This window comes from Cohnella sp. WQ 127256 (assembly GCF_024519285.1).
Lineage (GTDB): Bacteria > Bacillota > Bacilli > Paenibacillales > Paenibacillaceae > Cohnella.
Genome location: NZ_JAMZCY010000001.1, coordinates 846,094 through 859,141 on the forward strand (window position 1 = coordinate 846,094; position 13,048 = coordinate 859,141).

The window sequence follows — 13,048 nt, forward strand, 5'->3', positions numbered from 1 at the left end:
ACAAAAAAAGGTACCGCTATCCTCAGGATAGCGGTACCTTTTTTTGTATATTTTACAATCCGATCATCTTTACATTCTCGTTAATTTACATATAGCATTTACACTCTAATAGAAAGATTAATTCTATTGGAGGGATTGATACGTGATTATGCTCAAAAAGAAGGTATCGACGTTACTGCTTGTTTGTATGTTATTGTATGTATCTGCTCTGTCAGGAATCGCAACGACTGCTGCCGCAGAGGCGAAGCCCTCCATTACTATTCTACCTATTGATCGAGCTACCGTGCTAGCAGGACAAAAGTTTGATTTCCGTGTAGAACTAAACGATGGGCTTGCGAAGAAAGAAGAGTTACAAGTCACCATTAACGGTAAAGATGCGGAAGCTTATTTTGGGAAAAAAGCTGTTCGCACGAACGCGAATGAGAAAAGTGCAGAATTTACGATTAGAAATGTGAGCTTCTCGAAAGCAGAAAATATTACGGTTAAGGCCACTGTGAAGGTAGATGGAAAAGCAATAGTGAAAACCGTTAATTATGAAGTGTACCAAGTTATCGGCAATGCAAAAAAAGCAAAAAACGTAATCTTGATGATCGGAGATGGGATGAGCGCGAATATTCGTACGGCAGCGCGTGTCGTCTCCAAAGGAATTGATGAAGGTAAATTCAAAGGTTGGCTGGAAATGGAGAAGATGGACTACATGGGACTCGTGACGACTTCCGGGATGGATTCCATCGTAACCGATTCAGCGAACTCTGCATCAGCCTATGCCACAGGTCATAAAACAGCGGTTAACGCTGAGGGTGTATACCCAGACAATACTTCAGATCCACTAGATGACCCAAGGGTTGAAAATATCGTAGAGCTTGTAAAACGGACGAAAAAAATGGCCACGGGGCTTGTCACAACAGCGGATATCACGGACGCTACACCCGCGGCTATGGCTACTCACACACGTAAGCGGAGTGCATCAGAGGATATCGTAAACATGTACTTAGATCCTAATTCTCGTCCGGATGTTCTTATGGGCGGCGGTTTAGAATGGTTTCTTCCAGAGGCACAGGGCGGCAAACGGAAAGATGGCGCTAATAAGATCGATGCTTTCAAATCAGCTGGATATACTTATGTTACGAATGCGACTGAATTGAACAAGGTGTCTAACCAAAACCAATTGCTAGGTTTATTTAAGAAAGGCAACATGAACGTTTACTTCGACCGTGAGTATACAAAACCAATCAATACGGATGTCCTAGGTAAAGATACGGATCAGCCCACGTTAATGGAAATGACGACGAAGGCTATCGATATTCTCGACAACAACAAGAACGGATTTTTCCTGATGGTCGAAGCAGCTTCTATCGATAAGATGGCACATCCGATGGATTTCGAAAGGCTAATCTGGGATACAATTGAATTCGACAAGACGATAGGTATTGCTAAGCAATATGCCGTTAAGCATCCAGATACCTTAGTTATCGTTACTGCTGATCATGGTCATTCTATGACATTAAACGGTACCTACAACACAGCAGCAGCATCTGGTAAATCGGGTGAAGAGCTACGTGAGCTAGTTGGAACTTATGCGGATTCTAAATTCCCAACATATGTGGATGCGAACAAGGACGGGTTCCCGGATAATCCGGATTCGGATTGGAAGATTGCAGTAGGATGGGGCAATCATCCGGATTACAATGAAGATTATTTGACTAATCCAGTTCCGATCAATCCGACGATACAAGACCCTACGATCAAAGATAAAGCCTATTATATTGCTAATCCGGATAAGGATCCGGAAGGAATACATCTCACGGGTAACATTCCACATGATGAAAGTGTAGAGGTTCATACTTTCGATGATGTACCGGTAAACGCATCTGGTCCAGGAGCAAACTTATTCGCAGGTTATATGGATAATACTCAAGTTTTCCGCAACATGGTAACAGCACTTGGCATTCAAGCAGCGTCAACTAAGAAATAAGAACTTAACTCATGACTAAGCGGTCTCCAATCGGGGGCCGCTTTCTCATATTTATCTCTATCCAAGGGCATGGTTTCCACTCATTCAGGCGCATACTAGCTGAAGGAGGTGGAGTGATGTCACCAGTGTTTGGCGCTGTTTTTTTGTGGCTAATGGCAACGATCCTATGGTGGAGCGGTTGGAGGGGTGAGGCGATGGAAGACGTGCCTCATTGGGCGATAGGGATATTTCTTGCGATTTGGCCTCTGGCATTGTTGGGAAATGTCACGATCACACCGGCTTTTTCTGTTAATGGGGCATGGATTTGGACGTTGGTCATGATTATGATTTTAGGATGGCGAACACCCGCCATGCGCAGATGGATTTCGGTGTCTGCAGGAATTCTATTGGGCTCAATATTCGTGGTCTTAAGCCGATTGGCGCATTATCCTTCTGGTTTCTCGCAGTTTGTAGCACCGTGGGGTGTGGCAATAATTATTGGCTTGTTCGCTGCGGTTCTTTTACGCCATGCGGCGGAGCAAATGCTGGCCATTTCAACGGGCTTTTATCTAAATGAAGGGATTGACGCTTTCGTCCATGCTTCATTAGATTCTATCCAAATTATTCATGCTTCTGAATGGATGCAGGGCTGGTGGATAGCGTTACTATCTGCGCGGATTGTGTCAGTTTCAGCGAAAGCTGTAGTTACAGCTACAAGAAAATGGGCACTTAAGATTGGTGGAAAAAGAGGAGGTCAGCGTTCATGATGCTGTTGGATTGGTTTCATTCCCATAAGGATATGTCCGGTGTCATTATAGGATCCATGTTTGGAATGGGTGCGAGAATTTTCATGCTGCGCAGCGATTATCGTCAGTATCCTGCGTATCCGCATGGCAAGATCATTCATCTTGCTCTAGGACTCATTGCGGGGGCATTAGGAGCCGTAGCGGTTCCCGCTCTATTTAATAAGGATTATACTGCCATTACTTTTCTTGCCTTGGCTGCCCAACAATTTCGTGAGGTTCGCAACATGGAGCGAAATACGTTAACGGCAATTGATCATATGGAGCTTGTACCGAGAGGTGCGGTATATATAGAAGGCATATCGGTTGTTTTTGAAGGGAGAAATTATTTAGCGATATTTACAGCCTTTCTATCAAGTCTATTCGTTTTGTTGGTCGCTTGGTGGTGCGGTTTAATCGTAGGGGTGCTTGCGCTTATTGTTGCCCATGTATTCATGAAAGGGAAAAAAATATCACACATCGCGGACGTAGAAATGGTTGATGTGAGGTTAGATGGTCCAGATTTATACGTTGGCGATGTCTATATGATGAATGTAGGTTTAGAGGAGAACAGAGAGATTATTAGGGAGCAGGGCATTGGCTTTATTTTAACACCGAAGAGCGACGATGCGAAGGTTACCATCGCCAACCTGGGACAACGTCAAGCCATTCTGCATGATGTATCGACAAGACTGGGTGTTTATCGTGATGATGGGGATCCTGCATTGATGCCTATTGGCAAGCTCGGATTGCGAACAGGCAAGCTAGGTTTGCTTGTGCTGCCACGTGAGAAGGATATAGATAAGGCTTATCAAGCCGTAAGTAATGTGCCATTACTTGAAGCGGCAGTTCGTATGCCGACAGAAGCGAATCGGAAAAGTACGGAGGCGAAGCCCATTGGCTAAAATCGTCGGTATTATTACGACTGATCGTAACAGAGTAGGTGGCGTTGGTCCGATTTTTGTCGCTCGCGACAGAGATCACCTGCAAAAAATATCTCATTTACTGGAGAAAGTGCTGGATTGTGCGGCACATACCGTTGATGAAGACCTATTCATTATAGTCGACAGACACTAAGAAACAGGTGGAATGGACTAAGTTTCAGCAACATTTGCATGGAAGGCGGTAATAACTGTTAGCCAAGCCGCTCTATTTTTGTTATGATAAAAGTTGTGAGTGTTTTAAATGTGCAAATCATCTAAGATGATGAAACTGTTTGACATGTTGAGGAGTGGAAAATATGGCACGTCCCGTTATCGCTATCGTTGGAAGACCCAATGTGGGCAAATCCACGATTTTTAACCGGATTATTGGCGACCGGCTTGCAATTGTCGAAGATAAACCGGGGATTACCCGTGATCGTATCTACGGTACTGGAGAATGGAATGGAGTTAACTTTAGCGTTATAGATACAGGAGGCATCGAGCTTGAGGGCGATGATAGCTTGCTTCGTTCCGTTCGTGCGCAAGCAGAGCTTGCCATCGAAGAGGCAGATGTTATTGTTTTTATGGTTGATGCTAAAGCTGGCGTTACGAATGCGGATGAAGAAGTAGCTCAAATGCTATTCCGCTCCAAAAAGCCTATCGTGCTTGCAGTGAATAAAGTGGATAATTTGCTGCGGATGGATGATATTTATGAGTTTTATTCCCTAGGCTTTGGTGAACCTGTGCCACTTTCCGGATCGCACGGTATGGGAATCGGTGACCTACTCGATGCTGCTGTTAACAAGCTGCCCGAAAAGGAAGACCAAGTATACAACGATGATATTATTAAAGTTGCACTGATCGGACGTCCCAACGTTGGGAAATCCTCGCTTGTTAATGCTATTCTTGGCGAAGAGCGCGTCATTGTTAGTGATGTAGCGGGTACAACTCGTGATGCTATCGATACGCCTTTTGAGAAGGACGGTCAAAAGTATGTATTGATCGATACCGCTGGCATGCGCAAGCGGGGTAAAGTATATGAAACAACAGAGAAATACAGTGTCATGAGAGCCATGAAGGCCATTGAACGTGCGGACGTAGTACTAGTCGTGATCAATGGAGAAGAAGGCATCATTGAGCAGGATAAGCATATCGCAGGCTATGCACATGAGAATGGCAAAGCGGCAATATTCGTCGTAAACAAATGGGATGTTGTTGAGAAAAGTGATAAGACAATGCAGCATTTTACGAATACAATTCGTGATCACTTCCTGTTCATGTCGTATGCGCCGGTTGTATTCTTGTCTGCACTTACGAAGCATCGCTTAACGAAGCTATTTCCAGTTGTTAATCATGTTGCGGAGCAACACGCCTTACGAGTTCCTACAAACGTGCTTAACGACATTATTTCAGATGCAATTGCGATTAATCCACCGCCTACCGATAAGGGACGTAGACTACGAATTAACTATGTTACACAAGTAGCGGTAAAACCGCCAACATTGCTTATCTTTGTTAATGACCCCGAATTGATGCATTTTTCTTATGAACGCTACTTGGAGAACAAGATCCGTGCGGCCTTCGCATTCGAAGGAACGCCGCTTAGATTGTTCACCCGTAAGAAGTCGGATCAAGAATAGGGGAGTCTAGGTGTTAAACTCGATAATTGCGATTGCTATCAGCTATTTGTTAGGCTCCATATCCTTTAGTATTTTATTCGCGCGGTGGCTCCGTAAAATCGATATCAGAGAACATGGTAGTGGAAATGCAGGGGCTACAAACACCCTAAGAGTTTTGGGTAAGGGACCTGCCATTTCCGTGTTTTTGCTGGATATTGCGAAGGGATCCGCTGCTGTATTAATAGGATTGTGGCTCGGGGATGGAAGGGATTGGGTACCGGTAGCGAGTGGTCTTGCTGCAATCGGTGGTCATAACTGGCCAATATATTTTCGATTCAAAGGTGGTAAAGGAATCGCGTCGACCGTTGGCGCATTAGTGGTGTGGGCATTCGTCCCAACCTTAATTGCAGGTGTTGTCGCGATCCTTGTTATCGTATTTACCCGCTATGTGTCATTAGGATCGATGATTTTCGCGGTATTACTGCCCATTTTATTTTACTTCTTTGATTTAGAAGCGGCCTATATCTGGGGAGCATTAGTCGTTGCGATATTGGCCATTGTTCGCCATCGCAAAAATATCGTTAAACTCATGAATGGCACTGAGAATAAGATAGGCAGTAGCAAAAAGGGTGAACCTCATGGAGCATAAAAAAGTAGCTGTCATCGTTGCAGGTAGCTGGGGGACAGCGTTATCAAGAGTATTGGCCGATAATGGACATCTCGTGAAGCTCTGGACCCGTAATGAGGCCCAAGCAGATCAAATAAACGTTGAGCGTCGTAATGAGAAGTTTCTTCCGGGTGCAATATTACCGGAAGGCATTACGGCTACAACAGATATGGCTGAAGCCGTTAAGGATGCGGAAGCGGTCTTGTTCGTCGCTCCTTCTTCGGCGATGCGCGATGTCGCTCGTCAAGTGGCGAAATATATACATAAGGATGCCTTGGTCATACACGCGACTAAGGGATTCGAGAGTGAGAGTCTGAAGAGGATGTCCACTGTTCTTGCAGAGGAGCTTCATCTTCCTGAGGAACAAATCGTTGTATTGTCCGGACCAAGCCATGCGGAGGAAGTCATTAATCGGCATCCGACGACGGTTGTGGTTGCTTCCGAACAATTATCATGCGCAGAAGCAGCACAAGACTTATTCATGAATGATGCGTACTTCCGTGTGTACACGAATCCAGATGTTATCGGTGTTGAAACCGCAGGAGCCATTAAAAATATTATTGCGCTAGGTGCTGGTCTATCCGATGGTCTAGGTTTCGGTGACAACGCAAAAGCTGCACTCATTACGCGTGGATTAGCGGAAATTGCCCGCTTAGGTGCTGCGATGGGTGCGAACCCCTTAACATTTGCAGGCTTAGCTGGTGTTGGTGATTTGATTGTAACCTGCACGAGTCAGCATAGTCGGAATTGGAGAGCCGGATCCATGCTTGCGCAAGGTCTGCCCCTGAATGAAGTTCTTGAGCGCATGGGGATGGTTGTTGAGGGTGTACGTACGACGAAGGCTGCTCATGTGCTATCCGATCAATATCATGTTGAGATGCCCATTACTGATCAGCTGTATGCTGTATTATTTGAAGGGCTGTCTCCTGAGAAAGCGGTAGGAGCACTAATGGGACGTGTCCGTACTCATGAGATTGAGGAAATTGCTTCTGCTTCCCGAGAGGAATGGCTTTAGGAAAATCAAGAACTAGCCCACACGCTTCGCCTTTTTTCCTCATAGGATGATGTGCAAACACCCGGAGGAGGGGAAGCATGGACAAATTTCCTAAAGATTTACTTGGCGCTGTTAACAAAAAGGCAGGGAAAAGTATTTCCGAGAATTCCATTAAGAAAATAGCGAGTGGCGTAACTCCAAGTACGTTGCAAAGCGAAGCACAGATCAGGCAACTGATTAAACAAGTGTCGACTATGGCTAACGTGCCCGTTTCCGATGATACGGTGAAGGAAATTGTAAATGCCGTGAAGAAGAGTGGGATGAACTTAAATAGCTTGGAGTCGCTTGTGAAGATGATGATTAAGAAATGAAAACAGCCGTCCAACTGCGTGGTTACTGCAGGGGGGACGGCTGTTTAGTTAATGAACGATGTTTGACAAATAGGTCAGAAAATGTCGATGCATCTGCTTCAAGCTCTGTCGAATTTATTTGTATGTTTCTTTCGTTTTGTCATTATTGTTCTAGAATGGTATAATATTATGCATTTGAGTCCTTGAGAATACGGAGGAATACATAGATGTATATGATGCTACAAATTTTTATGGCTGCCAAGCTAGATGCAATGAGTAAAATGTGGCTTTCTTTGATTGGCATTGGGTTAATGGTCGTTGCAGCACTCATTATTACATTCGCACGTACGAAGACTAAAGGCTGGATACGAGTTGTTCTGACTCTATTTGCTATTGTTCTGCTCATCTATGGATTGATTAGTGGTCTTATATCTATTCTTTAATGGTTTGTTTGGAGGGGCTTAAACTTGATTACGCTAATTGGAAAAACACTTACAAAAACGACAGAAGCTCAATTGGGCCAAAGTTTGCTAAAAATTGCACAAGAGGCTTCCGTAGATTGGCAGTTTAATTGCTCACGGGGAACTTGTGCGAGGTGCAGGTGTATCATATTAGAAGGCGCGGATTATCTCTCTGAAGTTAATGATGCGGAATGGGACCGTCTGGGGCCTGATGAGCTAGATGCAGGTTATCGGCTTGGTTGCCAAGCAGTTGTTGAACAGGATGGAAATATTAAAGCAATGAATAAAACCTATTTTTGAACGATGAATGGAAGTGACCCGAATGGGTATTGATTTGCCAGCTTCCGCACTTGCACGCTTAGCCGCAATGTTGGATGGCTGCAAAGCGACTTGGGTTGTTGGGGGTAGTACGGGGTTAGTATTAAGGGGGGCAAAGCTAGACCGCGCTCCAAGGGATTTAGACATCTATGTGGATAACGCTTCTGTTTCTATTGTCCATGAGAGACTCAGTTCGTACGCATTGGATGAGCCCGTGGATAATCAAACGGAGAGATATCAATCGATCCTTTCTCATTATAATATTATCGGGACACAAGTGGAATTAGTCGGGGATTTTCGCGTATCAGCCTATCAGTCGTTATATACGACCGAAGTGAGCCCATTTTTGTTTCCGAATAGTGACAAAATTAGTGTTGAAGGCTATGAAGTCCCGTTAGTTCCACTCGGTCACGAGTTAATTTTTAATTTGCTTCGGGATCGGAAGGACAGGGCTGAAGTTGTGGGTCACTTAATTAGACAAGCTCCCGAACGGCATCTGCCCATTTTACATGCTCTGCTGAAGAGAAATTCAATTTCTTCCGATATCGCAGCCGAAGCATTAAACTTAGCAAATAATGTTGCTCAATATCCTTCGCCCTCGTCTTCGAACAAGGAGCCGGTATGACAAATCAACATTTGGTCACCTTTGAGCCTGATAACCGTTCTATATCTGTTCGACCAGGGACGACATTGCTGGATGCTTCTCGTCGTGCAGGCGTACATATCCGTACTCGGTGTGGAGGCGTTGCTGGATGCTTAATGTGCAAGGTGCATGTGGCAGACGAGCAGCTTGAATTTCTACAGTCGCCTACTCTAGCAGAATCGCGCAAGCTTGGTTCCCAATTGGCGGAGGGATTACGTCTTTCCTGCCAAGCACGGACGAAGGGGAATGTTATCGTTACGATACCGGAAGATCCCTTAAAAGCAGCGATACGCAAGAAGCTAGCGGAGCAGCAAGAAGAGGATAACGATTGGTTTAAATGATACCTTCCAGGAGGACTAATGATGAATTTACGCAAAATTCCTAAAGTCATTGTATTAGGTCTGCTCACTATGATGTTATTCTCCCTCACAGGCTGCCTGTACCCTGACGATCAAAGTAAAGTGGGCAATGGATCTGCGAGGGAATCCGTGTTAGTTGTGCAGGATGCTGTAGATCGCTATCAAGAAAAAACGGGTGTGCTTCCGATGCAGAATGCTGATGCTAAGACGCTTGAGTATGAGAAGTTCAGGGTTGATTTCGGCAAGCTTAAGCGCATGGACTTCATTGCTCAAGTTCCTTCCACTGCATTCGAGAATGGTGGTGGCTTTCAATTTCTGATCATTGATGAGGAAATGAATCCGCTTGTTAAGCTTTTGGATCTAGCTGTGTTTCAGGCGGTAACCGATGTGCAGAAAAAGGTCGATGCTTACCGTACAAGTCATGCGAATCAGAATCCTTCAGGTGATGAGCTTTACCCAGGCTTTCAGATGATCAATTTCAAGAAGCTAAACATGAGTGAGCCGAAAATTAAAAGCATGTTCTCGAATCAATCATTGAATTTACTTGTGAATGAACAAGGCCAAGTGCTCGTAGATTACGGGACTGATGTGATGGCTGCTGTTAAGAAGTTGAATGATCAGCCGCAACCTGAAGTAGATTTACGCCGTGTTCTCATCGAAGCCTCTTATTTCGTTCCAGTACGTTCCCCTGTGTATCATTGGGTGAATGGAGAGCCGCTACCCGTGCGGGCATAAAGAGCTAGCCTATCAGAAAGTCGCATTTCCCTGTCCAAAGGACTGTGAGGGAATGCGGCTTTTGTTTATATTTCCACAATCTATTTAAGCGAAGTTGACATACAAGTCTCTCTTTTTTCATATGATCATGGGGGAAACAACAGGAGCGCCGACAGGCGTTAGTCGGCAGGGCAAACATTTTGTGCGGGCAGCGTCATAAATGTGCCGTTCGCGTAATACAATGTTACCAGTCCAAGTTCGTGTACGAGTTCCGCCCTGAAGGCGGGTCACGAAAGTTTCGCGATTACGATGGGAGGGAATCTCAGTGGAAAAAGTGGACATTTTCAAAGATATTGCCGAACGCACCGGCGGTGATATCTACCTCGGGGTCGTGGGTGCCGTCCGTACGGGCAAATCGACCTTTATCAAACGGTTTATGGAAACCGTAGTATTGCCTAATATTGCGCACGAAGCGGACCGGGTACGCGCAATTGATGAGCTGCCGCAAAGTGCGGCAGGTCGAACAATTATGACGACGGAGCCCAAGTTCGTTCCGAACAATGCAGTGCAGCTAAAAGTAGCTGAAGGTCTTGAAGTTAATGTTCGCCTTGTGGATTGCGTCGGATATACCGTCGAAGGGGCGAAAGGCTTCGAGGACGAAGGCGGACCGCGAATGATTACGACACCGTGGTTCGAGGATCCTATTCCGTTTCAGGAAGCTGCGGAGATTGGTACGCGCAAAGTTATACAAGAGCATTCTACGCTTGGTGTAGTCGTTACGACCGATGGTTCGATCGCTGAAATTCCACGTAGCTCTTACGTGGATGCAGAAGAACGAGTCATTAACGAGTTAAAAGAGGTTGGCAAACCATTCGTATTAGTCGTAAATTCAGCGCGGCCTAAGGGTGAAGAAGCTCAGGCTCTTCGCAATGAGTTAGCCGCTAAATACGATATCCCCGTAATGACTTTAAGCGCTGCTACGATGGGCGAAGAGGAAGTTATGGGCGTGCTTCGTGAGGTGCTTTACGAGTTCCCTGTCCATGAAGTGAACGTTAATCTCCCAAGCTGGGTCATGGTTCTCAGTGAAGGTCATTGGCTTCGCGCAAGCTACGAGAATTCCGTTCGCGAAACCGTAAAAGACATCCGCCGTCTTCGTGATGTAGAGCGCGTAGTCGAACAATTTATGGAATATGATTTTGTTGCGCGTGCCGGTTTAAGCGGTATGAATATGGGCCAAGGAGTCGCGGAAATTGATCTGTATGCTCCAGATGAATTGTACGATAAAATTCTCATGGAAGTCGTTGGAACCGAAATTCGCGGTAAAGATCACTTACTCCAGCTCATGCAGGATTTCTCTCATGCGAAACGAGAGTATGATCGGTTCGCTGAAGCACTTGAGATGGTCAAAACAACAGGCTATGGCATTGCTGCCCCATCCCTTGCTGAGATGGCGCTCGATGAGCCAGAGCTTATCCGTCAAGGCTCTCGCTTCGGTGTGAGACTCAAGGCTACGGCTCCTTCGATTCATATGATCCGTGTAGATGTCGAATCTGAATTCGCACCTATTATCGGAACGGAAAAGCAGAGTGAGGAGCTTGTCCGCTATCTGATGCAGGATTTCGAGAAGGATCCGATTAAGATTTGGGAATCTGACATATTCGGTCGTTCCTTACATTCGATTGTGAGAGAGGGCATCCAAGGCAAAATAGCGATGATGCCGGATAATGCTCGATACAAGCTTCAGGAAACGCTTGGTCGTATTATCAATGAAGGTTCTGGCGGTTTGATCGCGATTATATTGTAAGCTGTTTCATTAAGGAAACCCAAAGTGCTGAGGTGGGAGCTGCTCCCATCGAGCGTTTTGGGTTTTTTTTACTAGAGAAGATGTAATTTGTCTCCTAAAGAAGTGAAATATAGTGCTGTCATTTAAGCGGATATGGAGAAATGATAGATTGGATGTTGTCATAGATAAGGAAATGACCTAGAATAATGGATGGTATTAGCGCGTAAACCTAGAGTATACAAGCATTTTCATTAAATAATTAAAAACCGATTGACATACTCGGAATAAATGTTTATAGTAAATTTATTCTATTAAGCAGCGAAGACTTGGGAGGAAACAAAGAGATGAAAAAGAGAAATTTCAAAGGGGCATTGCTCGCATTAACGTTAGTACTCGTATTGGTACTAGCGGCTTGCGGCAATAAAGAAAAGAACAATGCTAGTCCATCGGCGCCGGCTTCGGGATCTGCATCTGCATCTTCTGAAGCATCCGCAAATGCATCATCTGAGAATCCGTTAAAAGGGAAGAAAATTGCACTCGTTATGCGTTTCAACACAGGAACTTTCTCCGCTCAGTATGTGGATGGTGTTACGAAGCAAGTAACCAAATACGGCGGTACAGTGAAAGTATTTGCTTCCGAGAATGATCTTGCTAAAATGACAGCTAATCTTGATTCCGCTGTTAATCAGAAATTTGATGGCATCTTGATCGATCACGGAGATGCAGCAGCGTTAACAAATGGATTGAATAAAGCTAAAGAAGCGGGCATTCCAATCGTTGCTTTCGACTCTGGCTTGCAAGCATTTGAAGGTATTACAAATCTTGCTCAGAATGATCAACAGCTAGCTGAATTTACGCTAGAGAAGCTTGCTGAAGAAGCTGGCGGCAAAGGTAACATCGTTAAAGTATGGGTAGCGGGCTTCCCTCCAATGGAGAGCCGTGAAATTTCCTACAGATCCTTCATTGGAAAATATCCAGAAATTAAAGAAATCGCGCAATTCGGCGATGCTTCAAACCCTCAGCTTGATTCACAAACAAGAATGGAAGCTGTATTGAAGCAATATCCGAACAAAGGCGATATTACAGCAGTCTGGGCTGCATGGGATGAATTCGCTAAAGGCGCGGCTAATGCGATTAAACAAGCAGGACGCGATGAAATTAAAGTATACGGTATCGATCTTAGCGACGAGGATCTGAAGATGATTCAAGATCCAACAAGCCCTTGGGTAGCGTCAGCTGCAGTAGATCCGACTTCCATTGGTACAGTACAAGTGAGATACTTGTATCAGAAGCTACATGGCGATACGACAGATCCAGTTGTTCAACTTGAGCCAGTTTTCGTTCACCGTAGCGCTCTTCCAACAGACAAAATCATTACGACAGCTGAGCTTTCTGAATACGTTAAAGGCTGGGGTAGCAGTGATCTAGGAAACACGGATTATTTGAAAGAACTAGAATTATCCGCAGCACACTAATAAAAT

General features: G+C 45.0%; 15 protein-coding genes. All 15 read left to right on the forward strand.

What is annotated here, in order from left to right; all coding sequences use genetic code 11:
* Window positions 1–148: 148 nt before the first annotated feature.
* On the forward strand, window positions 149–1,975 hold the full coding sequence (locus M1K58_RS03475; protein ID WP_256758221.1) for an alkaline phosphatase: 1,827 nt from the start codon (window positions 149–151) through the stop codon (window positions 1,973–1,975).
* A gap of 116 nt (window positions 1,976–2,091) precedes the next feature.
* A complete protein-coding gene (locus M1K58_RS03480; protein WP_256757269.1) occupies window positions 2,092–2,721 on the forward strand; it encodes a hypothetical protein in 630 nt (209 codons plus the stop codon).
* On the forward strand, window positions 2,718–3,641 hold the full coding sequence (locus tag M1K58_RS03485) for a YIEGIA family protein (protein ID WP_372339095.1): 924 nt from the start codon (window positions 2,718–2,720) through the stop codon (window positions 3,639–3,641). Before M1K58_RS03480 ends, M1K58_RS03485 begins: the two co-directional genes overlap by 4 nt.
* Window positions 3,634–3,813 (forward strand): capping complex subunit for YIEGIA, encoded by a 180-nt coding sequence (locus M1K58_RS03490; RefSeq protein WP_256757270.1) that lies wholly within the window; start codon window positions 3,634–3,636, stop codon window positions 3,811–3,813. The genes M1K58_RS03485 and M1K58_RS03490 overlap by 8 nt, the downstream gene beginning before the upstream one ends.
* Before the next feature lie 163 nt (window positions 3,814–3,976).
* A complete protein-coding gene (gene der / locus M1K58_RS03495) occupies window positions 3,977–5,299 on the forward strand; it encodes a ribosome biogenesis GTPase Der (protein WP_256757271.1) in 1,323 nt (440 codons plus the stop codon).
* Between the two features lie 10 nt (window positions 5,300–5,309).
* Complete coding sequence (gene plsY, locus M1K58_RS03500; RefSeq protein WP_256757272.1) at window positions 5,310–5,927, forward strand: glycerol-3-phosphate 1-O-acyltransferase PlsY; 618 nt, start codon at window positions 5,310–5,312, stop codon at window positions 5,925–5,927.
* Entirely contained in the window at window positions 5,917–6,960 is a 1,044-nt protein-coding gene (locus M1K58_RS03505; RefSeq protein WP_256757273.1) for an NAD(P)H-dependent glycerol-3-phosphate dehydrogenase, read from the forward strand. The genes plsY and M1K58_RS03505 overlap by 11 nt, the downstream gene beginning before the upstream one ends.
* Window positions 6,961–7,037: 77 nt before the next feature.
* Window positions 7,038–7,310: a stage VI sporulation protein F gene (locus M1K58_RS03510; protein WP_256757274.1), complete on the forward strand. Its 273-nt coding sequence runs from the start codon at window positions 7,038–7,040 to the stop codon at window positions 7,308–7,310.
* 206 nt (window positions 7,311–7,516) lie between these two features.
* The gene (locus M1K58_RS03515; protein ID WP_256757275.1) at window positions 7,517–7,732 is read left to right on the forward strand and encodes a DUF2768 family protein; all 216 of its coding nucleotides are present in this window, start codon (window positions 7,517–7,519) and stop codon (window positions 7,730–7,732) included.
* Window positions 7,733–7,756: 24 nt separating this feature from the next.
* Window positions 7,757–8,050, forward strand: a complete 294-nt coding sequence (locus M1K58_RS03520) for a 2Fe-2S iron-sulfur cluster-binding protein (protein WP_256757276.1) — start codon at window positions 7,757–7,759, stop codon at window positions 8,048–8,050.
* A gap of 22 nt (window positions 8,051–8,072) precedes the next feature.
* Entirely contained in the window at window positions 8,073–8,693 is a 621-nt protein-coding gene (locus tag M1K58_RS03525) for a nucleotidyltransferase domain-containing protein (protein ID WP_256757278.1), read from the forward strand.
* Window positions 8,690–9,052, forward strand: coding sequence for a 2Fe-2S iron-sulfur cluster-binding protein (locus M1K58_RS03530; RefSeq protein WP_256757279.1), 363 nt, complete (start codon window positions 8,690–8,692; stop codon window positions 9,050–9,052). Before M1K58_RS03525 ends, M1K58_RS03530 begins: the two co-directional genes overlap by 4 nt.
* Window positions 9,053–9,070: 18 nt before the next feature.
* Window positions 9,071–9,805: a hypothetical protein gene (locus M1K58_RS03535; protein ID WP_256757280.1), complete on the forward strand. Its 735-nt coding sequence runs from the start codon at window positions 9,071–9,073 to the stop codon at window positions 9,803–9,805.
* 304 nt (window positions 9,806–10,109) lie between these two features.
* Complete coding sequence (gene spoIVA / locus M1K58_RS03540; protein WP_256757281.1) at window positions 10,110–11,588, forward strand: stage IV sporulation protein A; 1,479 nt, start codon at window positions 10,110–10,112, stop codon at window positions 11,586–11,588.
* Window positions 11,589–11,911: 323 nt separating this feature from the next.
* Complete coding sequence (locus M1K58_RS03545) at window positions 11,912–13,042, forward strand: sugar ABC transporter substrate-binding protein (RefSeq protein ID WP_256757282.1); 1,131 nt, start codon at window positions 11,912–11,914, stop codon at window positions 13,040–13,042.
* The last annotated feature ends 6 nt before the right edge of the window (window positions 13,043–13,048 follow it).